This window comes from Paenibacillus macerans (assembly GCF_900454495.1).
Taxonomy (GTDB): Bacteria; Bacillota; Bacilli; order Paenibacillales; family Paenibacillaceae; genus Fontibacillus; species Fontibacillus macerans.
The window spans coordinates 246361-273333 of the sequence record NZ_UGSI01000001.1; the positions used below are offsets into that span (position 1 = coordinate 246361).

The 26973-nt window shown below is 45.0% G+C and carries 27 protein-coding genes, 1 tRNA gene and 1 pseudogene; 17 read left to right on the plus strand and 12 right to left on the minus strand.

Features of this window, described 5'->3' with window-relative positions; genetic code table 11:
• Positions 1-306: 306 nt before the first annotated feature.
• The 5 genes from DYE26_RS01110 to DYE26_RS01130 are packed head-to-tail and all read right to left on the minus strand — an operon-like array spanning position 307 to position 6819.
• Positions 307-1338 carry a hypothetical protein gene (locus DYE26_RS01110; RefSeq protein WP_036621480.1) on the minus strand — a complete coding sequence of 344 codons (1032 nt, stop codon included), beginning with the start codon at positions 1336-1338 and terminating at the stop codon, positions 307-309.
• The gene (locus tag DYE26_RS01115; RefSeq protein ID WP_036621481.1) at positions 1335-3194 is read right to left on the minus strand and encodes an AAA family ATPase; all 1860 of its coding nucleotides are present in this window, start codon (positions 3192-3194) and stop codon (positions 1335-1337) included. The genes DYE26_RS01110 and DYE26_RS01115 overlap by 4 nt, the downstream gene beginning before the upstream one ends.
• A gap of 39 nt (positions 3195-3233) precedes the next feature.
• The gene (locus DYE26_RS01120; protein WP_036621483.1) at positions 3234-5222 is read right to left on the minus strand and encodes a DUF3732 domain-containing protein; all 1989 of its coding nucleotides are present in this window, start codon (positions 5220-5222) and stop codon (positions 3234-3236) included.
• A gap of 2 nt (positions 5223-5224) precedes the next feature.
• A complete protein-coding gene (locus DYE26_RS01125; protein WP_036621485.1) occupies positions 5225-5707 on the minus strand; it encodes a three component ABC system middle component in 483 nt (160 codons plus the stop codon).
• A 2-nt stretch (positions 5708-5709) separates the two neighbouring features.
• Entirely contained in the window at positions 5710-6819 is a 1110-nt protein-coding gene (locus DYE26_RS01130) for an ABC-three component system protein (protein ID WP_036621488.1), read from the minus strand.
• A 311-nt stretch (positions 6820-7130) separates the two neighbouring features.
• Here DYE26_RS01130 and radC point away from each other — a divergent pair, with 311 nt between their 5' ends.
• The 4 genes from radC to DYE26_RS01145 all read left to right on the plus strand — a co-directional run bounded on the left by radC (position 7131) and on the right by DYE26_RS01145 (position 9467).
• Positions 7131-7739 carry a RadC family protein gene (gene radC, locus DYE26_RS01135; RefSeq protein WP_036621491.1) on the plus strand — a complete coding sequence of 203 codons (609 nt, stop codon included), beginning with the start codon at positions 7131-7133 and terminating at the stop codon, positions 7737-7739.
• A 160-nt stretch (positions 7740-7899) separates the two neighbouring features.
• A complete protein-coding gene (locus DYE26_RS01140) occupies positions 7900-8259 on the plus strand; it encodes a helix-turn-helix domain-containing protein (protein ID WP_051985372.1) in 360 nt (119 codons plus the stop codon).
• A 209-nt stretch (positions 8260-8468) separates the two neighbouring features.
• Entirely contained in the window at positions 8469-8606 is a 138-nt protein-coding gene (locus DYE26_RS33250) for a hypothetical protein (RefSeq protein WP_164815252.1), read from the plus strand.
• 39 nt (positions 8607-8645) lie between these two features.
• Positions 8646-9467 carry a copper amine oxidase N-terminal domain-containing protein gene (locus tag DYE26_RS01145; protein WP_051985373.1) on the plus strand — a complete coding sequence of 274 codons (822 nt, stop codon included), beginning with the start codon at positions 8646-8648 and terminating at the stop codon, positions 9465-9467.
• Positions 9468-9510: 43 nt separating this feature from the next.
• On the opposite strand, the gene DYE26_RS01150 is transcribed toward DYE26_RS01145, so the two are convergent.
• The 3 genes from DYE26_RS01150 to DYE26_RS01160 all read right to left on the minus strand — a co-directional run bounded on the left by DYE26_RS01150 (position 9511) and on the right by DYE26_RS01160 (position 11208).
• Entirely contained in the window at positions 9511-10176 is a 666-nt protein-coding gene (locus tag DYE26_RS01150; protein WP_036621493.1) for a hypothetical protein, read from the minus strand.
• Positions 10177-10374: 198 nt separating this feature from the next.
• Entirely contained in the window at positions 10375-10641 is a 267-nt protein-coding gene (locus DYE26_RS01155) for a hypothetical protein (RefSeq protein ID WP_036621494.1), read from the minus strand.
• Positions 10642-10803: 162 nt separating this feature from the next.
• Positions 10804-11208 carry a hypothetical protein gene (locus DYE26_RS01160; protein WP_127463441.1) on the minus strand — a complete coding sequence of 135 codons (405 nt, stop codon included), beginning with the start codon at positions 11206-11208 and terminating at the stop codon, positions 10804-10806.
• A 248-nt stretch (positions 11209-11456) separates the two neighbouring features.
• Here DYE26_RS01160 and DYE26_RS01165 point away from each other — a divergent pair.
• Positions 11457-12567, plus strand: a pseudogene (locus DYE26_RS01165) (tyrosine-type recombinase/integrase).
• Between the two features lie 147 nt (positions 12568-12714).
• On the opposite strand, the gene DYE26_RS01170 reads toward DYE26_RS01165, so the two are convergent.
• A tRNA-Val gene (locus tag DYE26_RS01170) sits at positions 12715-12787 on the minus strand.
• 93 nt (positions 12788-12880) lie between these two features.
• Between DYE26_RS01170 and DYE26_RS01175 the strand changes: the two genes are divergently transcribed.
• From DYE26_RS01175 to DYE26_RS01185, 3 genes are all read left to right on the plus strand, one after another.
• The gene (locus DYE26_RS01175) at positions 12881-13165 is read left to right on the plus strand and encodes a hypothetical protein (protein WP_036621497.1); all 285 of its coding nucleotides are present in this window, start codon (positions 12881-12883) and stop codon (positions 13163-13165) included.
• Between the two features lie 107 nt (positions 13166-13272).
• Positions 13273-13725: a GNAT family N-acetyltransferase gene (locus tag DYE26_RS01180; RefSeq protein WP_036621498.1), complete on the plus strand. Its 453-nt coding sequence runs from the start codon at positions 13273-13275 to the stop codon at positions 13723-13725.
• Positions 13726-13783: 58 nt separating this feature from the next.
• On the plus strand, positions 13784-14023 hold the full coding sequence (locus DYE26_RS01185) for a DUF3892 domain-containing protein (RefSeq protein WP_036621499.1): 240 nt from the start codon (positions 13784-13786) through the stop codon (positions 14021-14023).
• A gap of 72 nt (positions 14024-14095) precedes the next feature.
• On the opposite strand, the gene DYE26_RS01190 is transcribed toward DYE26_RS01185, so the two are convergent.
• Entirely contained in the window at positions 14096-14833 is a 738-nt protein-coding gene (locus DYE26_RS01190; protein WP_036621500.1) for an MBL fold metallo-hydrolase, read from the minus strand.
• Positions 14834-15041: 208 nt separating this feature from the next.
• Here DYE26_RS01190 and DYE26_RS01195 point away from each other — a divergent pair, with 208 nt between their 5' ends.
• Positions 15042-15596: a stalk domain-containing protein gene (locus tag DYE26_RS01195; protein WP_036627903.1), complete on the plus strand. Its 555-nt coding sequence runs from the start codon at positions 15042-15044 to the stop codon at positions 15594-15596.
• A 121-nt stretch (positions 15597-15717) separates the two neighbouring features.
• Positions 15718-16041, plus strand: coding sequence for a DUF1292 domain-containing protein (locus DYE26_RS01200; RefSeq protein ID WP_036621502.1), 324 nt, complete (start codon positions 15718-15720; stop codon positions 16039-16041).
• Between the two features lie 71 nt (positions 16042-16112).
• On the opposite strand, the gene DYE26_RS01205 is transcribed toward DYE26_RS01200, so the two are convergent.
• Positions 16113-17588, minus strand: a complete 1476-nt coding sequence (locus DYE26_RS01205; RefSeq protein ID WP_036621504.1) for an aminotransferase class I/II-fold pyridoxal phosphate-dependent enzyme — start codon at positions 17586-17588, stop codon at positions 16113-16115.
• A gap of 187 nt (positions 17589-17775) precedes the next feature.
• Here DYE26_RS01205 and DYE26_RS01210 point away from each other — a divergent pair, with 187 nt between their 5' ends.
• Positions 17776-19038, plus strand: coding sequence for an MFS transporter (locus DYE26_RS01210; RefSeq protein ID WP_036621507.1), 1263 nt, complete (start codon positions 17776-17778; stop codon positions 19036-19038).
• 40 nt (positions 19039-19078) lie between these two features.
• On the opposite strand, the gene DYE26_RS01215 is transcribed toward DYE26_RS01210, so the two are convergent.
• Positions 19079-19702: a DUF1054 domain-containing protein gene (locus tag DYE26_RS01215; RefSeq protein WP_036621510.1), complete on the minus strand. Its 624-nt coding sequence runs from the start codon at positions 19700-19702 to the stop codon at positions 19079-19081.
• 345 nt (positions 19703-20047) lie between these two features.
• On the opposite strand from DYE26_RS01215, the gene DYE26_RS01220 reads away from it, so the two are divergent.
• The 6 genes from DYE26_RS01220 (at position 20048) to ptsP (ending at position 26856) form a co-directional block, all read left to right on the plus strand.
• The gene (locus tag DYE26_RS01220; protein ID WP_036621512.1) at positions 20048-20644 is read left to right on the plus strand and encodes a hypothetical protein; all 597 of its coding nucleotides are present in this window, start codon (positions 20048-20050) and stop codon (positions 20642-20644) included.
• A gap of 155 nt (positions 20645-20799) precedes the next feature.
• A complete protein-coding gene (gene gndA / locus DYE26_RS01225; RefSeq protein ID WP_036621515.1) occupies positions 20800-22209 on the plus strand; it encodes an NADP-dependent phosphogluconate dehydrogenase in 1410 nt (469 codons plus the stop codon).
• 162 nt (positions 22210-22371) lie between these two features.
• The gene (locus tag DYE26_RS01230; protein WP_036621517.1) at positions 22372-22884 is read left to right on the plus strand and encodes a shikimate kinase; all 513 of its coding nucleotides are present in this window, start codon (positions 22372-22374) and stop codon (positions 22882-22884) included.
• A 28-nt stretch (positions 22885-22912) separates the two neighbouring features.
• Entirely contained in the window at positions 22913-24205 is a 1293-nt protein-coding gene (gene aroA, locus DYE26_RS01235) for a 3-phosphoshikimate 1-carboxyvinyltransferase (protein WP_036621519.1), read from the plus strand.
• A 306-nt stretch (positions 24206-24511) separates the two neighbouring features.
• Entirely contained in the window at positions 24512-24940 is a 429-nt protein-coding gene (locus DYE26_RS01240; protein WP_036621521.1) for a CoA-binding protein, read from the plus strand.
• A 173-nt stretch (positions 24941-25113) separates the two neighbouring features.
• On the plus strand, positions 25114-26856 hold the full coding sequence (gene ptsP / locus DYE26_RS01245) for a phosphoenolpyruvate--protein phosphotransferase (protein WP_036621523.1): 1743 nt from the start codon (positions 25114-25116) through the stop codon (positions 26854-26856).
• The last annotated feature ends 117 nt before the right edge of the window (positions 26857-26973 follow it).

Here is a 26973-nt window from a genome sequence, read left to right on the forward strand (position 1 = left end):
CTAAAAACGTTTTTGGCCCCCATTCAACCCCCAGGAGCAATTTTAATACAACTTTCATCCGTAACCAAAAACAAAAGAAGCCTTGTATATCAAGGCTTCCCGGAGATGATCTGCAGTGGGCTCGAACCACTGACCCCCACCCTGTCAAGATGAAAAGGTAGTTTAAAACATAAAGTAAATATATAAGGGAGTCAAGCAGGGTAAAGATATTTGACCCAAAATCGTGCTTCTGCGGTGAAAATCAAGCAATAGAAAAGTGAGATAAATTGACCAAAATATTGACCAAACCTTAACGCTTTTTAGTAACTATATAGGAATCCACATATTATTATGTACCACTACAGCAGCTAGTTCGGGGCCATTGCTTGTTTTCCAATAATGTAAATGGTATTCATAATCGATATCTCTTCTCCAGGCTTTATCTCTATTTCTCATAAGTTGAGGGCTATTTCCACTTTCGTCAATTCTTAATGTATGAGTGGACGATAGATTTTGATCCAGTATAGTATCTGCACAGGCTTTTAGTAATGCCTTTATTTTTCCCTCTTCATGAGTGAACCCTAAACTTCTACAGGTTTCAAAAAAGCTATGACCATATTTCCAAGTAGGGATATCAGTATCAAGAGGATTTTCTCCAATTATTGAAAGTCTTTGAAGTAAGTAAAGATTTATTAGGTTAAAATAGTCTTCATCAGTTTCAGCAATTTTCCAACTACTAACAACATTGAAATTGGTTATTAATTGTAACCAATTAGTTTGAGAATGGACTTTTCCGTTTATAAGGATGGGATATTTAAAATTATCAGAGTCCTTCTTTATAAAATCGCAAGCATATACTTCTCCCTTTATTTCAATCTCACTTACTGAATCTCTTGTTATAAAATATCTTTCTTCGCCTTCTCGAATAAGATCGTGGATCAAATAAAATAATGCCACCTTTTTGTATTCGTCAATATACATAGTTGGACGTCTCTCTAGGTGTTCGTCAGGATAAACTATTACATCGTCGAAAAGTATATCTACTAATCCTAATGATTCTTCTATGGTTGGCTGTTGTAAAAAACCATCAATTACCTCAATAATATCTTTTGGTTGATAAAATCCTATTAATCCTTTTTTTAATAATGCTTCCCTTAAACTGTCCCAATACGGGTAGTTGTTTTGCTCCATTAATATGCGACTAGTTTGTTTACTTACCATAACTTCTGTTAAAGGAATATCTTTCAGTTGTCTCCAAAGCAGTATATTCTCTAAATAATTTTCAAATTCATATGGCTCAAGCTCTTCATGATTATTTGGATAAGCTAGTGTATATGGGTCAAGATAAATTGAGTTCATTCTTTAGCTTGCATCTCCTTTTTCCTTTTTGCAAGTGCAGCCTTTAATATTGAAGCTGAGCTTTCTTCATTTTCGTCAAAAAATCCCTTTGGCCAGTCTTCAATAACTCCAAATTTGTTTATTCTAATCGGTTTATATTGTGAACTAACTTCTTCTTTTTCGACAAAATAGAGAATGATAGAATTAGAAAAATTCTCATCGCTAGATACAACAGTTCGGTACCTTAAACGGTTAATAAGATATTCACTATGCGTTTCAACTATACATTGCTTATTTAAGAATGACATAGATACGAAAAAATCAGCCAATCTTGTTTGTACCTTAGGATGAAGATGTAATTCAGGCTGTTCAAAAATTAGAGTTGCTCCTTTATTGGCAAGTAAGGAGAGAACTAATATTGGTAAAACTTGACTAACTCCAACTCCAACATGTGTTAAATCGTGCCATTTGTCCTTCTCACTAACACCGACCTTAAGCTCATGGCCTAATTTCCCTCTATCGTGAGTCTCTACTTTATTTACAACTCCCATATATTGTAACCAATCAAGTACTGCGGTGAGTAAATAATCGTTACTAATTTTTTTATTATTTGATTCTATATCTTCTGGCTTGATGTAGTCTATTTTTGTTAGTTTATGAATTTCTAATACTGCTGCAGTATACTCACCTTTATACCCCACATCATGTGAGTCGGTTGCCCCTGAATGAGGATAAATAGCCTTTGGCTCATCTCTTAACGGACCTAGATATTTTACATTATTAGTAAAGTAATTTATGATGGATTCTGACGAATAACCAATAAGTTCATTAAGTTCAGTATTAGTTAATGCATATTCAGCTTCTCCATTCAAGTTTAAAGATTCTTTTAATTTTGTATTCATATCTAAAATTGCATTGCTGTATTGTCTTTGATCATCAACTAATAGTGTTTCAAAGCATCTTTTTAGTTTATCGAATGAGAATGGAGATTCTACAAATTTTTTGAGAGCTTTTTGATGAGTAGTAGCTCGTTTTTCTGCATAATTCGTTTTGCTTTTTTCATAAATTTCTTTAAAACATTGAATAATGAGTTTATGAAATTTACTAGATACATATTGAGTAAAATCAATTGGTCGATAAAAACTATAACTATCTGGATAAGTGCACATTTTCAACAAATTTGTTATATCTTCTTCAATTATATTGTAGACAAGAGTGATTTTATTTGGCATGAAATGTTCTAATGTAGCACCAATCGGTTTTCCGTTAGTTGGTTGATTTTTATAAAACCTTCTACTTCCAGTACTTTGTGTTTGCTTTACAACTTCATAGTTTAAGGCTTCGTCAAATGATTCTAAATATTCACTTGAAAGAGCATATTCTTCCAACACACTGTAATCATTTCTATGCTTTATTAATAGTTCTTCGTTTTGATTTCCCTCTTTGACTCTTATATCACATTGCTTTAATAGGGGGTATAGATTAGTTATTTCAATATCACCTTCACAAGTAAAAGAATAGTTGAAATTTATTACTGTATCTTTATGCCGTCTTCTGGGTCTACCTCCCCAAAAAACAATTCGTGATGCTCTGTCAGTCGGCTCATCAAGGTGTAGCTCGAATCCAATTGTTATATCTTTAGTAGCAGTGGCTGAGACTATATCTTCAAACGATCCTAGACGTACTATATGCCCATTCAGGATTATCGGTTTATTTTTAACAGGATTCTGTAGCGTTTGAGCGGTTAATAAAATACTTTGAATAATGGTGCTTTTACCAGAATTATTAGCCCCAGAAAATACTGTAAGAGGAGCTAGTTCCAAAGTAGTTTTATCAGAAACAGATTTAAAATGCTGAAGTGTCCAATTTTTTAACATACGAATAATCCTCTCATAAAAAAATTTAAATCTTAAGTTCTATAACCAATCTTTTGGAATCAATGCGTCGTTTTTACCTCTCCATCTTTCAACTACATGAACGTCTTGTTCAGTACCACTCCAAGTAATTTCATCAGCATGTTCGATAATAATTAGTTGTACAGAATGTTTTGTAATTCTCAAATTGTTTGAGAGGGCTGTGAAAATTTTTTGAACTCTAACGATATCTTCTTGCTTATAGTTAGGTGTTAAATCAGCTTCTTGTTCGCTTTGGTTTTGAATAATTTTTTCTGGGAAGTATACTTGGCTAGGCTGGTCGATTATTAGAAATTGCGGCACAGGGTTCCACTTCAAATCTACAAAATATTCATGCAAAGCCAGAAGAGTTGCAATATGATAGCCCATCCAGTTTGCTCCGCTACCAATTTCCCACAGGTAATCTTCTCTTTTTTCGGATATTTTTTTTAAGGTTAAATTTGTAATATCAAGTTCGATTGGCTGATCGGCATCCTCAACGCCCAAGAAATTTGCATATCTATTAATCGTTTTAGAAATTGTCTTTAAAGCTTGTTTTAATTTAGCTTCAATACTTTTTGGATCAATTTTACGTCTTAAGCTCAGAATTTGACCTTCTAACTCTTTTACTTTATTTTCTAAGTCACGATTCTCGTGTGTTAATTTATAGTCGTCTAGGGACTTTTCCAATCTCCCTATGAATCGAAATATTTCTTGCTCCGTCTGCCTAGATTTTCTCAATTCCTCTGATTCGATCTCTAATTCTAGTTTTTGTTTTCTTACATAATTTAGTGAACTTTCTAGTTCTTTGAGGCGGCTTCTAAGCTTAGTGATTTCTCTGTCTAACATTGCTGAGGACTTTTCAATGTTATTCGAAATTGAACTAATTTTTGATTGATGATTATAAAGTTGATGAATTTCATCATAAGCTTTACTATTTTCAGAACCACAAAATGGGCAAATTGTCTTAGGTTCTATCAAATTTATCAACCAATTAGAAGCCTGTAATCTTGCATGCTGATATTCAAGAGATTCTTGGTACAGCTTTTCAGATTCAAAAAGCCTTGTCATTTTATATAATCTTTGTCTTACTGTACCTATCTCACGAGATAAATTTAATTCTTGATTGAGTAAATTATTCAATTCTGCAATAGCAGCAGAAGTATCAATCTCACCATAAGAAAAATTCTTCAATTTTGTTAGATCTGGAATCTTTGCTAAGTGATCTATATAGGTTTGTGTTGACCAACCTAATTCTTCTGAATTTGAGTTCGTTATCAAACCGTATTCTTTAGCTTGGGTATAATAGCTTTTTACATTATAAAACCAATGTTGCGTAATTCTACGTAATTCATTTAGTTCATTACTATATTTATTATATTCTTTCTCTAGCTCTTTTAATTGCTGCCTTAAATACAGTATTTCTCTATCAATTGCTCCAACTACAAGGGGGAAGATGTTTTTTAATCTTTCTCTATTTTGATATGTATCAGCTTTATAGAAAAGAGTATATGGATTTGCAACGATATGTTGAGGCTGAAATTGAAAAGCTGAAAAGTCTCTAAAGCTAGCTCTTTTATTAGAAGAATCGCTGTCGTTATCATCAGAAAGTGTTAAATAGGGAAGAGAAGCTATTTCATTTAGCATATTTTTCAGAAATTCAACATTCCTCTCCGGTACTGGTAGAGGAATGTTCTTTATATCCGCATTTTCTTGAATGAAAATCTCACCACTTTGGATATTTACCCCGGGTTCCTTACGAGCGATTAATATCTTTTTCGAGTCAACAGCTACAACAATACCAAACCACTCTGTCTTTTCTCTTATAATTCCAACTGGAATGGCACATTTCGAACTGCCCAAACAGTAGTCAATAATAGGTATGATAGAAGACTTTCCTTTTTGACTATCACCGGTAATTACATTTATTTTTTCCAAATTGAATGTCAAGACTCTTTCCTTTTTACTTTTATCTTTAGGCCACAAAACAATGTGATTGATTTTAAAGTTCACATTTAAAACCTCACTTTTAGGAGTGTGCAGATTTCTTGAAAATCGATTGTTGCAAACCAGTAACCTAATCGTTCAGAAGCAGCGAAGATTTTTTTTATATCTTCACTTTCGTTAAATTTTGGGATTATAGTTCTTATTGGAACAAAGGAATAAGTTTCTGTATCGTACATAAGTAACTTACTTGAAATGCATGCATTAATTGATCTAAGAGTAAGTTTTGACATGTTTTCCATCCGTTCTTGTAATCCAATATAGGTGCTTTTATTATCATTCAGGACGGCAAAAAAACCTTTTTTGAAATTTCTTCTATAGGCAGAATTTACAAAAGATTCGTTAAATAGCAGAGGTAGTATAAGCATTAGAACTTGTAAGTCTATTCCTCTTTTCTCCTCATTAGTGGTGTAGTACTTTGCTGAAAATGACCAGATTACTAAAGAAGCTAATGCGACATTTTGAATTATGTCATATTCATCTAAATGATCCAATTTCATTCTCCTTGCATTAACAGAGTTTTATATTCAGGATGCCAGCCTAAAATCAACTTTTTACTGTTAGCAAGTCGATGGTAACTACCACGTGTCAAATAATATTGCTCAGTAGGCTGATTAGCTAAAGGCTCCCTGTGATTAAGCGTTTCTGAAAGGATATCAAATCCTATATCCTCGCCTAATTCTGTAATGTCACTACATGTTTTTAAAGATCTTTTGTATTTACGCTCAAATTGAGAAAAAATAATTTTCCATCTGTCAATTAAATTCTGGTCAAATCTCTCCAATTCTTCTTTGGTGATATCTCCCTCGATGCTAAATCGAGTTCTTTCATAACTGCAACGCAAGTAATCTTCTATCGAGGATATAAGGATGTCGTCATTTTTTTCTAAAGCCAATAAATAGAGTTGTCTGACGAATAGTTCATTGTACTGTGCTTCTTTATCCACCAAGGAGAGAGGTATAAGTGATTGGTCTGTTTCGTCAAAACGCTTAAGACTATATCTACTAAGTAATTTTTGATAATAATCTGTAAATTTGTCTCTTGATAACCATGCAGGCATACTATTTCGCCAACAATTCATAGCGGTGTTATGAACCCAACCTAATAAAGAATTATAAATTTCTTCAAAAGGTAAAATATCCGAGACATGTAACAAAGATTTGATTTCTTCCTTTAATTTGTTTCCATAACTATTATTGTTTGCGTCAGATAAAACAACCCTTTTTACAAATTTTTTAAGAGTTTCATTATCATATTGGCAAACTTCTTCAGCATATTTTCTAACTCCCTGAGGAACATTTTTTGCGAGAGCCTTTAATGCATTTACACAACTTTCACAATCTTTATCTGATTTTGCCTCAGCAATTGATATTACAATGCCATCCATTATTACTTTATTTGTAACTAAATGAAATTCTACATTATCTAAATCAAATTCAGGTTTGGCCGCCGCTCTTAGCCAAATACATAGAGTGTTCCATAAGTCTTTGCTATGATCACCGAAGGGGATATTATCAGAGATTGAATGTTTATCTTGTTCATAAACATTTGCCTCTCCTTCTTTAGCTATTCTGGCTACATCATCATCTGTTTCGATTCCAATCAATGCTCCAATTCTACTCTTCGCAAGCCAGTATAAAGCTCTTTCAGGTTGAAACAGATATCCAGATATGCTACCAGGAACTACATGTTTGTTAACGTGACTAGAAATAGCAAATCTCCCCTGTTCAAATAAAAATATTTAACGTTATGAGTAACACAAACATGAAAGGACTTTAAGAGACTAAATCAAATTACATAATTCGCCAAAAAGTTACCACTCCCTTCCAAACGTGTGTTCTATTTACGTGTAAATTCAAAGAAATGAAATCTATATTATATAATTGTCAAATAATTAAAATTGGAGGGGAAAGTCGAATGGAAATTGATAAAGTACAAGATTTGAAAAAAGTAGTGTCAGAATCATTAAGGGAAACAACTGATAGCTACTTGATTCAAGAGCTATTTCATCGGTTTCCTACAACTACAGAGTTAATGAATGCTTCAGAAGAAGAATTAATTTCGATAAAGGGGATTGGAAAAGGAAAAGCGGGGCAAATACTGGCTATGCTAAAACTTTCAAAAGTCTTAGCATATCCTGAACAGAAGCAGATTGTTATTCGCAGTCCTCAAAATGTATTTGCCCTCCTTGAGCCAGAACTCCGTTTCGAGCAAAAAGAACTCTTCATATGTCTCTTCCTTAACAGCAAAAATCACCTTATTTTTAAAGAAATCATCTCCATTGGCTCACTGAACGCATCTATTGTCCATCCAAGAGAAGTATTCCATGCAGCAATCAGACGTTGCAGTGCTTCGCTTATATGTGCTCATAACCATCCTAGCGGCGACCCGGAACCATCCCATGAAGATATTGCTGTAACAAAGAGGCTGAAGGCAGCGGGAGAGATCATCGGTATTGATGTTCTGGATCACGTCTTCATTGGTAACAATCAGTTCTACAGTCTAAAGGAACACGGCCATTTCTAAATAGCCTCTCGTACTTCAGCCTTCAAATTCCACCATACTTTTATCCACACTTTAACCACGCTCTGTATCAATTCCTTACTATATCCATGTAAATCAATACTATATCCTGTTGAGCCTCTTTCCTAAAAATTCTATCGTTTTGAATAGGGGTGAGGGGACAATGAGCAACATTGAATCTATTGGGGAAAATATCAGACTCGTACGAATTAAAAGGGGTCTAAGTCAGGAACAATTGGCTTTAAATGCTGGGGTAAATACATCATATATAGGACAAATCGAGAGGGGAGAAAAGAACCCGACGATTAAGACACTAGAAAAAATTGCTTCGGCATTAAGCATCGAAATAATCGACTTATTGTATCCTTCTTATCCTCCAAAACAGGGCGTGGAACCATTCTGTAAATACATTATGACTGAACTGACCCTCGAAAAGATTAAGCAATGCTTTTTGGAAGTATTAGTTGATACAAAAATAATATCGGAGCAATCCAATTTATTGAAGTTTGAAGATGGGAGGTGACAACATGTCTCAAAAGCTGATGGAGTCCACTTGCAGGGCTTCAATAGCTGGAAGTGGAGCGCTCACAGGAGCAGCACTTGGCGCTGGTTTAGGGACGATAGCTTGCCCGGGTATTGGGACGAGTATAGGTTATTTGATAGGAGTTGGGGTGGGGGGGGGCTTGGAAGTATAAAGCTCACCCAAAAATGGTTTAGAAAGGGGAGATGCTCATGAATGAAAAATGGGAGCAAGTATTATCGTCAGCTAAAGAAGCAGTAAAACTTACTTTAGAAAATGGTTTTGATGTTTTTAAAACAGCCAAGGAATTAAATGATTCCTATGAGAAATCGGATTCAAAGAACAAGTAATTTTTCTAATAAATTGATAAAGGAGAGCGAAAATATTACATGTTGAAGAAACTTATTATCCTTAGTGCATCTATACTTATATCATCCAGCTTGATCGGGCAGAATTTTATATCTGCTGCTGAAGCTCCAAATAAAAGAATCATTCTTAAAGTTAACGATACCGGTATGTTTATCGATGATGCTCAATTTACGACATTTATTGATCCGGTAACTTATGCTGCGCCAATAGTTGTTAACAACAGAGTTTTGTTACCTATAAGTAACATCATTAAAGAGTTTGGTGGAACATCGGATTGGGAACCTACTCAAAAAAAGATAACCATTAATCTAAACATGAATAAAGTTATTCTTACTCTCGACAGCAGGAAGGCGTATGTCAATGGAAAACAAATTGATCTAGATGTTGCCCCAACCACAATATCCGGCAGAACAATGGTCCCATTAAGATTCGTTAGCGACCACTTAGGTTTGCAGCTTGTCTGGGATCAAAAAAATCAAATTATTGCACTTTATCAAGGTGATTTTGACAATATACTTACAGACTATAGCGGTTATTTCCTTCCGATCGCCTCAGAGGATACAAGTAGTGACTCTTCTCATGATAACAGCAACCAAAATACCACCAGCGATAAACCTATTTCAAAAGAAGGCGTAGCCATCAAGGTGGGAGATCGCGTCCAATTTAGCTTCTTTTATGGCGAAGTAACTAAGATTAACGGTGGTAGAGTTCTTGTCTATTGGGACAGTAAGGATAACCTTTGGCTCAAAGATGAAGATGCCGATTACATGGCTATGTTAGCAGGTATCAAGTACAAATCAAGCAGTTGGATTGATGCAAGTGATTTGACAGTTCAACAATAATTTAAGACTAGTCCTAGCCCCCATTTATTGCGGGGGCTAGGAACTAAATAACATCGGCTTCATGTGAACCTTTAGTGATGGATTGTCGTAAACTAATGTCTATTTCATGTATAAGGTTGGGGAGTCGATCAATCTTCCACCATGCCGGAATTGTGACAGGGTTTATGCCCATTTTTTTTATTTGTTTAACTGCTTCATTAAATTTCTTGATTTCTCCATCGTATTCTTCCCTTGCTTTCCAAATTGATCTCTTCTGATTGATCAGTTCTATTACCTCAATCATATTCTCACGATATTTTCGCTTATAGTCAGAGTTACTTATCAATTCTCTAGCTTCTTTTAAGGTAAAGTAATCCTCGTATCCAACCGTTTTCCTGTAATACGACAATAATACCTTCTCGGATAAATCTTGGTCCGAAAAATCTTCCAAAGTCTTTCCAGAAATCTGATAGTATTGTTTTAGGTTGTTCATTTTCCTCTTTTTACATTGCACTTCTAATCGAATGATATCTTTAGCATCCTGTCCTTTTGGAAATTCATCACCGAATACCTTGTTCATCTGAAACTGCTTGTTATAAAAATGAACAACTACCGATTTACTTTGTATACGGAATGCATTCTTATAAGGCTCTTTGCGTTTTGTACGCAGGTTTGCCTCAAGACACACTTCAAATTTTTTTGGCTTGTCGGCACGGCGAATTAGCTCCATATATACGGCGTCCGAATATTAATGCAGTAGTCGATACGATCAACTTTATACTTTGAAATATCATTAAATATAAATGAACTATAGTAGCTAATTAACTGCTGTTTATATGCAAGTCGAACTGGCTCAAATAGTTTACGAAATGCGGCTGAAATCAAATTGTAATCACTGTGTTTGCTGACCTCCAAATATTGATCATTGTCAATCAGTTCTAGGATTCAACCTAATTTCAAGTGCTTTGTAAATATATTTTTGATTATTGCTTTGGTATTGCCTATCTATCAAGTAGATTAAAAGTCCATTATCTTTGAAAAGCTCGAAAGTTGTCCATGATATATGGTTCCATTTTTGTGGGTAATACTTGGCCTTCAATCTTTCTGAACATTGCTGTAGAGCCTTAAATAAAGCTTCTTCAGTATAGAAATTAATCGGAATTGACAACATTACAGTATGATACCCTATTTTCACGCAAACACATCCTTTTCTGAATGTGTTTGCGCACTTTTAATTTGTTACAAATAGAGTCAACACTACAAAATTACTGACGATAGACGTAACAGACATATATAAAATCTTTGAGATAATATATATATAAATATATATATATATATATAACGGTTAAGCTTTATTTCACTTTTGGGCTAAAAACTCATCAAACCTTGCTTTGTTTATCATAAATACCCGCTTTCTTAATGGTGGTGTCCTTCGATCAGCTCGCATTAAGCGAGATTTTGGTCTTTTTTCATTGCTTTCAAAGATCCCTGCTTCAACCATGTAATGATCCAAATCTTTTTCTGCGGTTAACAACTTAATCCCATTACGAATAAAATAAGCACGAATCCACTTCCACGTATTAGAGTAAGGAAGATAGTAGTAACTATCATCTTCCCAACCGAAATTGTCAGTTTCGTCTGAAGGACTTTCTGTTAATGGAAACAGCTTTATCTCAGAAATGTACAGCTTTTGAGCTTTTAAAAATTCCTGAGCATCGAAGTCCTTCTGGACATTAGGTTCTTGTTCAGTCACCTTGTTCAAGAGGGAGTTCATTTCTCGACTATTTTTAGTACTAGATATATACTCTAATGCATCTTCATCTTCAAGCCACTCATCATTGAAAAAAAACTTCTTAGCTTTTGTTCTTATAATGCGCGATGATAACTTTATTGCAATTCTAAGATATCTATATTGATCCTACTTATACACTAAAAAATCACGATCAATAAATGTTGTGGTCAGCCAGTTTCCTTTTTCTATTGATTCGTCACTTAGATTCAATGTAATACATTTGTATTTTTCATACCTTTGGTACCAATGACAACGGTAAACCGAAGCAATATAAAAAGCGGGGCTTCAAAACCAAACAGGAAGCTCTAAAAGCAATGAATGAACTCGAACATGCTCTGTCTGCCGGAACCTATATAAAGCCCCACAAAATGACCTATCGGCAATACATGCTTGAACAGTGGCTTGAGGATAAACAAACTAGGGTAAAGCAGCAAACCATCGGAACATATCGTTGGTTGGTTGGTTGAGCTACATATTTTACCAACACTAGGGCATGTAGAACTTACCCAGCTTACTCCAATGATGATTCAGCAACTTTACAACCGCCTTACCAAGGAGAAGTCGTTGTCCGATGAAAACATTCAAAAAGTCCATACGCTAATAAATGATTCGCTTAAAAAAGCTGAACGTTGGGGACTGATCCAGAAGAATCCCGCTTCGCTGGTTGATCGGCCTAAGGCGGTAAAAAAAGAAATAAAAGTTTGGAATCTGGAGCAAGTTAAGCTGTTCCTTAAGAACGCTGATTTAAATGCTCGGTATTTTATAGCCCCGCTTCTGGGATTAACCACTGGAATGCGAGTAGGTGAGATATTAGGTTTGCGTTGGAAAGATGTAGACCTTGAACGGGGATTTATTCGTGTAACTCAAACCTTGAGCAGTGATGGAAAAGAACTTATGCCTTACACCAAAACTGCCTCAGGAATGAGAACAATCGACTTGCCCCCTGAGACGATCTCATATTTGGAAATGCATAAGAAGCGAATTGATAAGGAACGTAAGTCACCGTTGTATCATGATTTGGATTTGGTCGTTTGTACGGAATTCGGCACTCCGACAAACAAAAGCAATATCAGGAGATTTTTCAATGCTCAGATCAACAAGCTGGGACTCCCCAAAATCCGATTCCATGACACGAGACATACTCACGCTACACTACTTCTAATTCAAGGCGTAAATCCGAAGATTGTAAGTGAACGTTTGGGCCATGCAGACGTCAGAATAAGCCTCGATACTTATTCCCACCTACTTCCGAGTATGCAGAAAGAAACCGCGATTATGTTAGGAAAAATGCTATTTGAGGAAGAAAAGGAGGAGGTTATTTTGAACTAGTCAGAGGCTTGAAAATCACGATGAAATGACCAAAACAACACCTTCTTGACCAAAACTTGACCATTTGAATCAAAATGGTTTATTTGTCATGCATAAAAAAGTAGCTAGAAAGCAAAGAACCCTTACTCTGTAAGGGTCCTTTCTCAATGATCTGCAGTGGGCTCGAACCACTGACCCCCACCCTGTCAAGATGGTGCTCTCCCAGCTGAGCTAGCAGATCAGAATATTGTGAAGACAAAATTTATAATAACAGGCAGAGACGACTCTGTCAAATACTTTTTTTTGCGTATATCCGGAGCGGGATGAGACAACAATGGAATATGCCAGTTTAGGGCAAGGTTATTACCAGGAAGGGATGTTTCATATGCAGCGTAACTTCAATGCGTCCCCGGCGGGACAGGGGCGGAACAAATACGCCGGCTGGGCCGCCGTTTTGGCTGCGGCCGTTCTGCTTGCGCTGGTCAGCGCCTGCAGCCTGGCGCCGGACCGGGCGACGATGAAAAAGCAGGCGGAGGGATGGCCGTGGCCGTTTGGCGTATCCGTTTCGAACGATGTGTACTCACCAACGATCGCGGAAGATGTGTACTCCAAGGATTAGGTTTCCGGGAGTATCCGTAGGTTCAACTATACATGGAAACTATTTTTTTGTATAATAGTGCAGTTAAAATTATAGATATACGAGCAAACCTTGGGAGGGGAAGCCTGGTGTCAGCCGCTACGATTATACACGCCAAAACAGAGGAACAATTGCAGAAATGCCTGGATATCCGCAAGGAAGTTTTTGTGGAGGAGCAGAAGGTGCCGATCGATTTGGAAATAGACGAATTCGACAAAATCGGCCCGGATGTCCATCATGTGCTGATCGAGTTGAACGGCGAATACGCCGCCACAGGACGGCTGACTTATTATAAAGACAATTCGGCGAAAATGCAGCGGATTGCCGTGCGCAAGCCTTTTCGCTCGCAAGGCGTCGGAAAAATACTGCTGATCGCTCTGGAAGAGCTGGCGCGCGAGCTTGGCCTGGAGAAATCGGTGCTCGATGCGCAGTGTCAGGCCGAGGGCTTCTACGCGAAGCTGGGTTATGAGACGATTTCGGCCGAGCCGTTCGACGACGCGGGTATCTCCCATGTGCGTATGGTCAAACCGTTAAAGTCATAGTTTTCGGGTTATGGGGCAATCTATAATCATACTCTTGATAAGGAGATGTGATCGTAAGATGGCCCTGGATACCAGAGAAACGTTTATCGCAGTCCGCAAAAACGGCAACGGCGACTTGCGGGAGTTTAAAACGTCGAGCGGGCGGGTGCTCAATTACGAGCAGGCGCTTGAGGAAGTTAAAGCCGGCGCCATCGCCGGAGTCAACGTCTTTAAAGGCCGGGACGGCGAAATGTATATCCGCGGCGACGCCGACGGAGATCCGTCGAACAACCTGGACAACCTGCCGAGCTTCGAATAGGAACCCGCATCCGTCCTTGTCCAATATGCGAAACAACCTCCGGCTTTACGGCCGAAGGTTGTTTTTTGCCTTCTACAGCGTATAAATTTCGTGCTGGCGCAGAAACTCCATCTCCCCGGTTTTCCCGATAAAAGACTCCATCTCGTCCCCGTAATGCATCAGCAAAATTTTGCTTTGAATCTCCGGGGGCAAGGAGAGCAGTTCCTGAAGCGTGGTATGTACTTCGCCAGGGCCGGTAAGCTGGACCTCGTGCAAAATTTTTCGGCAGTTTCTTTCCGTTACGAGCCGGGTCAACAGCTCCGGTTGGAATGTTTTATCCGCACTGTAAAAAACCTCGCCGTTAAAATAAAGCGAATAACTTGCTTTACCCGGAATATGCGGCGTTTGGATAATTTCAACGGAAATCCCCTGCGACAACCGCTCGGTTTTTCCTTCCGCGAGAAGCCGGACGTCAAAGATATCGTCAAGCGAGCCAATCACCCCATCCTGACTCATTCCGCCCTTTAACGTATTTTCCCATAACGGTTGGGCCAACTTGTCGGCAATGTAGAGTACCGGCTTCTTCCCGGAGCCGTATTTCATACGAAAGGCGAATTCTTCGAGGCCTCCGACATGGTCGCCGTGGATATGCGTGATCAGAATAGCGTCGATTTGATCCAACGGTTTGCCAAGCGAATGCAGTGCAAGCGGCGCGGTAATGCCGCAATCGATCAACAGCGTAAAGTCCTCCGCATACAAGAGGCCGTTATTGTTAAAGTACTTTTTGGCGAATGCCCCGCCTGTGCCAAGCATTTGCAGACGAAGTGTCATAAATATCCTCCTTGTGAAAGTTGCATCCTTTCCTTTAATGTACTCCAATTCCCTTCCAAACGAAAGCCCCCGGCTCCGGAGCGAAGCAAAGCTAGCGGACAAGACGGAAAAAATATCCGGCTTTTACCGGTAATACCGCAACTTGCCCGTACAGGCGGAGTATAAATTTATATCAACATGAATCAAATGGAGGTTCATACCAATGAATTTGAAATGGAGAAGAATTGCTTTCCTTGTCATAGCCTTCTCTTTAATGGGAGGGTCCATGTTATTTGCCGATGCGGCCACCCAAAAGGTGAAACTGCTGCTGAACGGCCGCGAAATGGAAGACGGCGGATATGTTATCGACGGGAAAACCTACGTCCCTTTACGGAGTCTCGATGGATTGGTGGAGTATAATGAAGAAACGAAAACGGTCAATTACTATAAACCGAACGTTCATATGTCTTTGTCTAGGGAGGACGGAGTGTTCGGGGATATCAAAAAGACGGGCAAGCTTAAATTTTTCGTATTTTCGCAAATCGATAATTTGAAGACTAACATTTCAGCGGTTCGCGTCTCGATCACGGCGCCCGACGGAACCTCGAAGGAAATCCAGACCGATGAAATCAAGGATCAGAAGGATAATTTCTGGTTCCGCACTAAAGACTACACGTACGATTTCAAAGCAACCGGGCGGTATACGGTCGGATTTTATATGAAGCCGTCCGGCGGAACGGATTTTGTGCTGGTATCGGAGAAAGGTATCAATGTCCTGGAATAGGTGCAAAATAATCTACACAGCGGGGCTGGGAAAATTGACCTGTCCATCCGAAAATGTTACGATACGGGGGATAAGGCAACACTATTTAAAACCATTAAAACCATTAAAGCGAGGTAATTTAATGAGCGACCACAATCACGAACACGGCGAAGCGTGCGGATGCGGGCATGACCATGACCACGATCATGAGCACGAAGAGTTTGTGTTGACGCTGACGGACGAACAAGGCAACGACGTAGAAATGGTGCTCGTCGAAACGTTCGACGTAGGCGAAAAAGTGTACGCACTTCTGTTGGAGCGAAACAATCCGGAAGCGGACGGCATCATTCTCCGCATGGAAGAAGAAAATGAAGAGATGGTGCTTTACAATATCGAAGACGAAGCAGAATGGAAGCAAGTGGAGGAAGCATACAACGAACTTGTCTCCCAGCTTGATGAAGTTTAATAACGCCTCGGCGCAATAATCAAAAGCTCCCCGATTTTTCGGGGAGCTTTTGATTTGCATAAGTTTAGGCTTTAGAAGATCGGGTCTGCCTCCACGATGACCTTTACATTTTCGATCTTCCGGTCTTCCGGCCCTTTCACCGGCAAACCGACCTCCACATGGTCGACGATATAGTCGATATTATCCTGGGAAATGACTTCGCCGGGGAGCAAAATCGGAATCCCTGGCGGATATACGTAAATAAACTCGGCAATGATCCGGCCCGCCGACTCCTTGAACGGAATCACTTCGGTATCGGCGTAAAAGGCGTCCCGCGGAATCAGGGAGAGCTGCGGGATTTCCGGTACTTTGACGATCAACTCGTTGGCATTGCCTTCTTTATAGTAAATGCCGGACAGTTCGCGCAGCGCCTTCAGCAATATGTCGGCGGTTTCCCGCGTATCCCCCGGCGTAATCAGACAGAGGATATTGTACATATCGCTGAGCTCAACCTCGATATTATAATGCTCACGCAGCCAATTTTCCGTTTCGTAGCCGGTGATGCCCAAATGGCGGACATGGATCGTAAGCTTGGTCGGATCATGGTCATAGGCCGCTTCGCTGCCCAAAATTTCCCGTCCAAAGCAGTACAGCCCCTCAATTTTGTTGATTTCTTCGCGGACGTACTGCGCCAGCTCCACCGATTGTTCGGCCAACTCGCGGCCGTGCAGCGCGAGATTTCTGCGGGCGGTATCGAGGGAAGCCAGCAGCAAATAGGAAGTCGACGTCGTCGTCAGCATACTGATGATCGTTTGCACGCGCTGCGGATTTACATAACCGTTTTTCGTGTTGACGTTTAGAATCGAACTCTGCGTCATGGAACCCCCAAGCTTGTGAACGCTCGTCGCCGCCATATCCGCGCCGGCCTGCATGGCCGACATCGGCAGCTGCTCGTGAAAATGGATGTGCACGCCGTGCGCTTCGTCCACAAGCACGGGAACATGAAAGCTGTGGGCAAGGTCGACGATTTCCTTCAGGTTGGCGCATACCCCGAAATACGTCGGATTAATGACCACAACCGCTTTGGCGTCGGGATGGCGCTGCAAAGCGCGGCGCACCGAGGACGTCGTAATGCCGTGATCGATGCCGAGACTAAAGTCCTGGGCCGGCGACACGAAGACCGGCTTGGCTCCGGCGAAAATAATCGCCGACATGACTGATTTGTGAATGTTTCTTGGAACGATAATTTTATCGCCCGGCGAACAAACGGATAATATCATGGTCATGATGGCCCCGCTTGTGCCTTGAACGGAAAAAAACGTATGGTCCGCGCCAAACGCGTCGGCGGCGAGCTTTTGCGCTTCCTCGATCACGCCGGTCGGCTGATGGAGATCGTCCAGCGGCGCGATGTTGATCAAATCGATCGACAAGGCATTATCGCCGATGAATTCACGGAATTCTTTATCGGTGCCGAGCCCCTTTTTGTGCCCGGGAATGTGAAATTGAACGGGATTGCCGGCCGCGTGTCTTTTGAGTGCGGTAAAAAGCGGCGTGCTTTGATGATCCATATGGGCCATCCCTGCCTTTCATCGTTAAAATATAAACAAGCTTGAGTATAACAAAAACGGTTCGGAATGCAAGTGAACATTGGCGAGGGAAAGAAAAATGCGATTGCAGCGGGTAAGAACGCTCCCCAAAAGGACAAACTAAAACGGAAAAATCATACTTGGAGAGATAGCGGAGGGGAGATTGGCCATGGAATTAACTTCAAGAATCGCGCGCAAAAAGCTGCTTAATCCTACGTTCGCTTGCCTTTGGGTCATTATGTTTTTGGTCGAATTCGTAAAGGGAGCGCTCATCGTTGCGGTACTGCCCGTTTATATGGGGGACGTGCTGAAGCTGAGCGCCTTTGCAATCGGTTTGTCTTTTTCGCTCCAATATATCGGAGATAATTTGTTCCGCAGCCCGGCAGGCTGGCTGATCGAGAGGATCGGCTTTCGCCTGACGATGACGCTGGGGCTTTGTATTACGCTCGGAGCGGTGGCGATGATCGCCTTTTTGAAGACGATGGGATTTCTCGTGCTTGGCTGCGCCCTGCTGGGAATCGGTACGGCGCCGCTGTGGCCGTGCGTCCTAATGGGAATTACGGCGGTGGCGGAAGAAAACAAAAATTTCGCCACGGCGATGGGGGTCATGCAAATTTCCAGCCTCGGCGGAACCGGATTGGGACCGGTGCTGATCAATTTTCTCGTAGACGGCTCTTACCGTCCCGTGTTTTGGCTCCTATTGGCCTGCGTTGGGCTGGTGGTGATCGTATCGCTGTTTCTTCCCGGCAAAACCGGCGGCAGGCCCGGGGCCAAGCGGGGGGGAGCCGATCCCGAAACCTTGGGAAAGGCGCTGCGGCAGGGGGGAATATGGCGCCATATCCGCGCCACGCTCCGCGAGATCAGAGAAAATTTGCATGTCAGTCCGCTGCTTTATCCGGCGCTGTTTCTGCGGTCTTTTGCCGTGGGGCTGCTGACGCCCGTCATTACGCTTTATGTCCGGTCCGAGCTCGGTTTGCCGCCGGAAACGTTCAGCTTCATGCTGGTGATCGGCGGAGGCATCACGGTGGCGGGACTTATCCCGATCGGGAAGCTGGTGGACCGCTTCGGGACACGCTGGTTTTTGCACGTCGGGTTCGCGCTAGCGGCCGTAGCGATCGGCATTTTCGCGGTAACGAGCTCCGTATCCCTGGTATGGCTGCTCGTCATGTTGATCGGGGTGAGCTACGCCTTCATTCTTCCAACCTGGGATACAATGCTCTCGCATTTGCTGCCGGAAGGGGAGAAGGGCACGGTGTGGGGGCTGTTTCTGACGATACAGGGCACGGGAATGGTGGTAGGGCCTATCGTATCGGGCAAAATGTGGGATGTTTTGGGGCCTTCCGCTCCGTTTCTGGCCAGTTCGGCGGTGATGGCCTTGCTGTTTTTTCTGCATCTCGGAATTGCGGGAAAGACCAAAAGCCTTCGGGGATAATCCCGAAGGCTGGCCGCGCCACGGCTCTCGCCGTAACACTTTAAAATGCGCTTTTGTAGAGGGGGAGCAGGGTCTGGAACGTCTCCTCGATCGTTTGCACCAGCTTGCTCCCATCCCCAAGCAGAGGGTTGTCCTGTTCCAGGCGCAGTCCGCACATGATCTCGGCTTTTTTCACCTTTTTCAGCTGTTCGGCCCATTGCTTCAGCAGCTTGCTGTCCGCCTCCTGATGCGGCGTGCCGCCGGGATCCATATGATCGAGCGACCAATAGAAGCCGCCCGGGATTGTTTTTTTCACCTTTGCCGCATGCTTGTCCAAATAATTGGCGAATACCAGCTTGTTCGGACTTTCGTAGATGACGGCAAAAATGATGAACAAGTGAGTGGGGAACAGGCCTACTTGAAAATGAGGCAGCGCTTTATAGCCCCGTTTGCTCGCGGCCCAGGCCACCCATGTATCGTTTGGCGGATTGACCGTGCGCCGGGCGTGTTTGGCGACATGCGGGTACATCTCTTCTCCGCAAAGCGCGGACAAGTATGGCGCCAGCTCGGTCCCGAGCGTCTCCAGCTTCGGTCTGATCCGGCTAATAATCGCTTCCATCCGGCCCTCGAGTCCCGGAACGGTCAACGCTTCAAAATCCTCCTGCACAAAACCGGGAAATGTCATATGCTTAATACCTCCAGCCTCATCAATCGGAAATTCATTAAGGTGTTATTTGCCTCCCATCAGTATAACATACCGCCCCCAAGGATGCGTCAACCGTGGCCCGAAACGGGTAAAAATAATCAATAAACCAAGTTCCATAACATAAGATGGAGTATAAGATAAGGTAAGCCGCAGCGAGTCTGTTCGAAACGCAAAACACTAAGTCATGCTTCCGTAGCGAGTTTTTGTTCGAAGTGCAGCTAAGATGTACCGCTCACAAAAACTTAGCTAATGCTTTCGAAGTAGTTTTTGTACGAAGCGCAACCACAGATGCAACGCCTACAAAAACTTTTAGGAGGGAGTGCCGTGAATAAAAGCTATGAGGTTGAGTATTGTAATCTGGAACTCCGATTTGACCGCCGGCACATTCAACAATTGATCCGCGATTTGATCCAAGACGGGTATTCTTTATATTGGAGCGAAAACGAATCCGTATTCATCATTTCCGTCCGCACCGGACGCAAGCTGACGAAGCTGAAGTTTCAACGTCTCGCCAAAGGATACAAGCTGGCCGGCGATTACGTAATCCGCGACGCCAAGCTGGCCGAATGGCTGGAGAAACTGATCGGGGAGCTGCGCGGTCACGCGGTGGTCAAACGGTTCAAGGACAGGCAAATTGTGATCGAAAATATTTTGTTTGGCGAAGTCATCCGTCTGGTCGAAATATCCGGGATGGAGCACAAGGTCATTTTTCAGAAAGGCCCGACGCTAAACACGGAGCAGCTTGCCGAAATGTTCGCTTCCGACAAAGCGGAACGGCAGCTTGCAGACTTGGAGCGGGAGCTGGACGACGAGCTCGGCAGGCTGTTTGAAGCGCTGCAAAGCGGCGACGAAGCCGCCTCGGAAGCCTGCAAGGAAAAACTCCGCAAGCTTCGCCTGGAACTGATCCGCCTGGAATGGTAACGATCCGCTTGGCGCAAAATAGAATATATTTTTCCGGTTCCCCCAAGCGATTGTCGGGGGATGTTTTTTGATGGCAGAGCAGGGTTCACTTCTGTACACAAAACTGTTAAAATGATATTATTGAACAAAAATATAGTGAGCAAAGGATGGAGACCATGTCAAAACAACAAATCGGCGTTATCGGCCTTGCCGTTATGGGCAAAAACTTGGCCCTGAATATTGAGAGCCGGGGCTTCAGCGTCTCGGTGTTCAACCGTTCCCCGGAAAAAACGCATGACCTTCTGGCAAACGAAGGCAAAGGCAAAAACCTTGTCGGCACGTTTTCCGTCGAGGAGTTCGTCAACTCGCTGGAAACTCCGCGCAAAATTTTGATTATGGTACAAGCCGGCCCGGCTACGGACGCGACGATTGAACAACTGCTTCCTTACCTGGATCAAGGCGATATCATCATCGACGGGGGCAACGCCCACTTCCCGGACACGCAGCGCCGCAGCAAAGAGCTTGAGGCTAAAGGCTTCCGCTTTATCGGCACCGGGGTATCCGGCGGCGAAGAAGGCGCGCTGAAAGGCCCTGCCATCATGCCGGGCGGGCAAGAAGACGCCTACAAGCTGGTTGAACCGATTTTAACGGCCATTTCCGCCAAAGTGAATGGTGATCCTTGCTGTACATATATCGGTCCGGACGGCGCGGGGCACTATGTCAAAATGGTGCACAACGGCATTGAGTACGGCGACATGCAGTTGATCGGCGAAGCTTATCATTTGCTGAAGGATGTACTCGGCGTTGGCGCCAAGGAATTGCACGAAATTTTCAGCGAATGGAACAAAGGGGAGCTCGACAGCTACCTGATCGAAATTACCGCCGACATCTTCTCCCAATATGACGAAGAAACCGGCAAACCGATGGTGGACGTCATTCTCGACGCCGCCGGGCAAAAAGGAACCGGCAAATGGACAAGCCAAAGCGCGCTGGATCTCGGCGTGCCGCTGTCGATGATTACGGAATCCGTATTCTCCCGCTTCCTGTCGGCGATGAAGGAAGAGCGCGTGGCGGCCAGCAAAATTTTGAACGGCCCGGCCAAAAAACCGTTTGCCGGCGACAAACAAGAATTCATCGAAAACGTCCGCAAAGCGCTGTTCGCCAGCAAAATCGTCTCTTACGCTCAAGGTTTTGCCCAAATGCGCGCCGCTTCCGACGAATACGGCTGGAATTTGAAATACGGCAACATCGCGATGATTTTCCGCGGCGGCTGCATTATCCGTTCCCAGTTCCTGCACAACATCAAAGAAGCTTACGACCGCGATCCCGCGCTCAAAAACCTGCTGCTTGACCCGTACTTCAAAAACGTGGTCGAAAGCTATCAGGACGCATGGCGCAAAGTCGTTGCCGCTGCCGTGGAGAACGGAATTCCGGTTCCGGGCTTCGCCAGCGCCTTGTCCTACTACGACAGCTACCGCACGGAGCGTCTGCCGGCGAACCTGCTGCAGGCGCAGCGCGATTACTTTGGCGCGCATACGTTCAAACGGGTCGACAAGGAAGGCGTCTTCCACCATCAATGGTTCTAAGAAGGACGTAAAGTGGATAGAACGATACGCCCAGCCGCCGGAGAGACGTCTGTCTCTTCGGCGGCTTTTTTGCACCCGGAGGAAATGCTGCGGAGCAAGTTCGTATTGAAAATATGCCGGCCTGTGTTATGATATGGGAAAGTTGCAAGTAGGTGAAAAAACATGCGCACTGCCAAAAATAATATCGTGCTGATCGGCATGATGGGCACGGGCAAATCGACCGTCGGGGCATTGCTGGCGGCCGAAGCCGGCCTCCGTCTTGTCGATCTCGATCAGATGATCGTTATGGAAACCGGGCGGTCGATCCCGGAAATTTTTGCCGAGAAAGGCGAAGCATTCTTTAGAGACACCGAATCGCGGCTTCTCTGTCGAGTGCTTGCGGACGACGGCATCGTCCTGGCGACCGGCGGCGGCGTCGTGCTGCGGCAGGGCAATTGCCGCGCGATGCTGGAGAACGGGCTGGTCATCGCTTTGACAGCCTCGGCGGACGACATCATCGCCCGCGTCGGCGAGGACGAAAACCGCCCCTTGCTGGCCGGCGGCGCCAAAGAACGGGTAACCGCGCTGCTGGAGGAACGGAAAAACGCCTATGATTTCGCGCATCACACCGTGGATACGACGGGGAAAAACGCAGAGCAGGTGGCGCTTGAGATTTTAACGCGTTGCCGCGGTTAACGATCAACAACGAAAAGAGGAATGAAACATGGACGTAATCGTAAGGCCTACGCCTGAGCTGACTGGAGAAATAGGAGCCCTGTCTTCCAAAAACTATACGACCCGGTATTTGCTCGTCGCCGCTTTGGCGGAGGGCACAAGCACCGTATATTATCCCGCACACAGCGAAGACAGCGATGCGATGCGCCGCTGCATCGCCGATTTGGGCGCGGTGCTTGACGAGGACGAGGAAAAAATCGTCATCACCGGCTTTGGCCGCCGCCCGAAGGACGTCAAAGAGCTGAACGTCGGCAACGCCGGAGCGGTGCTCCGCTTCCTAATGGCGATCGCCTCGCTGTGTCCGGATGTGACGTTCGTCAATACGTACCCCGATTCGCTGGGCAAACGCCCGCACGACGACCTGATCAAAGCGCTTGGCCAGCTTGGGGTAGAGGTCGAACACAACGAGGGCCGGCTGCCGATCCGCATCCGCGGCGGAGCGCCCAAAGGCGGGAAAATCCGCGTGTCCGGCGCGGTCAGCTCGCAATATTTGAGCGCGCTGCTGTTTTTGACCCCGCTGCTGGACGAGGACAGCGAAATCGAAGTGCTGGACGATCTCAAATCGAAGGTGGTCGTCGGGCAAACGCTGGAGGTGCTGGAGCAAGCGGGCATCGTCATACATGCGAGCGGCGATTATATGCATTTCCGCGTGCCGGGACGGCAAAGCTACCAGGCGAAAACCTACACGGTGCAAGGCGATTACCCCGGGTCGGCGGCGATTTTGGCGGCGGCCGCGATCACGAAATCGGACGTGAAGGTGCACCGGCTGGCCGAGCGCAGCAAGCAGGGGGAAAGAGCCATCGTCGACGTGCTGCAGATGATGGACGTGCCGCTCACCCATAGCGACGGAACCGTGCACGTGCGCGGCAACGGCCGGCTGCGCCCGGTCGAATTCGACGGCGACGCCGCCACCGACGCGGTGCTGGCCATGGTCGCGGCCGCGGTATTCGCCGACGGCACCTCGCGTTTTTACAATGTGGAAAATCTGCGTTACAAAGAATGCGACCGTATTACGGATTTTTTGCAGGAGCTGAAAAAAGCCGGGGCCAACGTAGAGGAACGCCGGGCGGAAATCATCGTGCACGGCCGTCCTGCCGGGCTTGAAGGCGGCGTAGAGATCAACGCGCATTACGATCACCGGGTGATTATGGCGCTCACGGTCGTAGGTCTGCGCTGCCGGCAGCCGCTTGTCATTAAGGATGCGCATCATGTGGCCAAATCGTATCCGCAGTTTTTCGACCATATTGGCTCGCTTGGTGCATCCGTGGAACGGGTAGAATAAACTTATAGATGTAGTTCAAAAAGTCATCTGATCACGAAGCAGGACAAGAAGCGGATCGGGCGTCGAATCTTGAATTCAGCCGGGCCTCAGCATATGCTTCCGAAGCATCCGAAGCATGTTTCCTACGGAAACATTTCAGGTGCTCACGTACCCAAAACGTACGCTCCGCTCCTTTTGTCCCTGGCTTCATCCGACCTAAAGCGTTTTGAAAAAACGCACTTCGGAAGCATACGCTTCGGTGCTGAAAACCTGACTTTTTGAACATGCACTTATAAAAGTATTTATCTGAAAGGGAGGAAGCTAAAAATGCCATTTGAAAATCCAAGCCGTGAAGAGATCAAGCAAATATTGCTGAACGCCGGCAACATCGCCGTTGTCGGCCTGTCGGATAAGCCCGACCGGACCTCCTACATGGTCGCGCAGGCCCTGCAAAGCAACGGCTACCGCATCATCCCGGTAAATCCAACCGTAAGCGGAGAAATCCTCGGCGAAAAGGTGTACGCTTCCCTGGCGGACATTCCCGAACCGGTCGATATCGTCAACGTTTTCCGCCGCAGCGAACTGACGCCTCCGGTTGCCGAGGAAGCGGTGAAGATCGGAGCGCGCGTGCTGTGGCTGCAGCTCGGAATTTTCAATGAGGAAGCGTACGAAATCGCCGCAAAAGGCGGACTTACGGTCATTATGGACCGCTGCATCAAGGTGGAGGACAGCATTTTGATCGGAAAGCGAAGCTGAACAGTTTTTTGCCGGAGGCCCGTCTGCAAAGAGGGGCCTTTTGGACTGTGGCTTTTTCCTTTGACAAATTTATCGGGCTAGGCTTACCATAATGGAATAGAGAGAGGGTATCCTATAAAGGAACCGCGGTTTCGAAAACCGGAACTTCAAAGCAGGACATAGGGGGTCACTACATGATACAGGGGATCGGAGCAGCAGCGGGAGTCGCTATCGGCAAAGCTTTTGTGCTGCCCGCCTGGGAATGGGATGTGCCGGATCGGCGGATGGATAAGGTGGATCTCGCCATGGAATTCGAGCGTTTGTACGAAGGCATACGGACGTCCAAAACCGAAATCGAGGGTCTGAAGAACGAAATTAAGGAAACGGTCGGCGCGGAGGAATCGGGGATTTTCGATGCCCATCTGGCCATTCTGGAAGATCCTGTTTTTATGAGCGAAATCCGGGGGATTATCGAAAGGCAATACAAGGCGGCGGAGGTGGCCGTCAAGGAAGCGATCGATCATTTCGTCACGATGTTTGATCTGCTGGACGATGAGTATATGAAAGAAAGAGCGCTCGACATCAAGGACGTCGGCAACCGGCTGCTCAAACATTTGCTCGGAACGCCGGACATTACGCTGCCCGCGGATACGCAGCCGTATATTCTGGTGGCCAAGGAGCTGTCCCCGTCCCAGCTGGTGCACCTCAACCCGGACAATGTGCTGGGGATGGTGACGATGGCCGGCGGCAAAACGTCCCATTCCGCCATTATGGCCCGGGCTCTGGGCATCCCGCTTGTATCCGGACTTGAGCATAAACTGGCGGAACCGGTGCAGACGGGCGATCTGCTGGTCATTGACGGCGACGAGGGGCAGGTATATCTTAATCCCGGTCCGGACATCGTCAAGCGCTACACCGAGATCGCCGAGAAGCAGCGCCGCCGGAAGGAACAGCTGCAGCTGCTGGCGGCGGTGGAAGCGGTAACGAAGGACGGTGTCCGCCTGCGTCTGGCGGGGAATATCAGCTCGGTCAAAGATTTGGAGCTGGCGGTGAAATACGGGGCCGAAGGCGTAGGTTTGTTCCGTACGGAGTTTTTGTACATGGACCGGGCCTCGTTCCCCGGGGAAGACGAGCAATTTGAAGTATACCGGCAGGTGGCGGAGAAAGCCGGCGCGCATTCCGTCGTAATCCGGACGCTGGATATCGGCGGCGACAAACAGCTCGAATATTTCGAACTGCCGGAAGAAGACAATCCGGTGCTCGGGTATCGGGCGATCCGCATCAGCCTTGACAGCAAGGAACTGTTCCAAACCCAACTGACCGCAATTTTGCGCGCCAGCGCTTACGGCAACGTGAAAATCCTGTACCCGATGATCTCCTCCCTGGAGGAAATTCGGGCTGCCAACCGGATTTTGGAGGCGGCCAAACAGGATTTGCGCACCCGCGGCCTTAGATTTGATCCCGGCGTTCAGGTCGGCGTCATGATCGAGGTTCCGGCGGCGGCGGCCATCGCCGATCTGCTGGCCCAGGAAGCGGACTTTTTCAGCATCGGCACCAATGATCTGGTCCAATACGTCCTGGCCGTGGACCGGATGAACGAGAAAATCGCGCACATGTATCACCCGTATCACCCTGCCGTTCTCCGCATGCTGAAGCAAACCGTTCAAGCCGCGAAGGAGGCGGGGATTCCGGTAAGCGTCTGCGGCGAAATGGCCGGGGACGAGAAGGCGGTCCCGCTGTGGCTCCATCTGGGGGTCAGCGATTTGAGCATGTCGCCGCAGTCGCTGCTCCGGGTAAAACACCGCATTTTGAATAGTTATGCAGGGGAAAGCCGGGAGGCTGGCGCCGCCTGCTACCGCTTGCCGACCAGCTACCAGATCGAAGCGGAACTCGTCCGTTTCGGTTGCCGGCTGGAGCAGGAACGGCTTGGCAAATAAGCTTTTAAGCGCAAAAAGGCCAGTAAAGCGCCCCGCGCTTTACTGGTCTTTTATGTACGCCCAGCATGGGCGTCATCTATAGGGTGAAAGTCCCGAGCGGGGGCTGGCGAGCGCCTA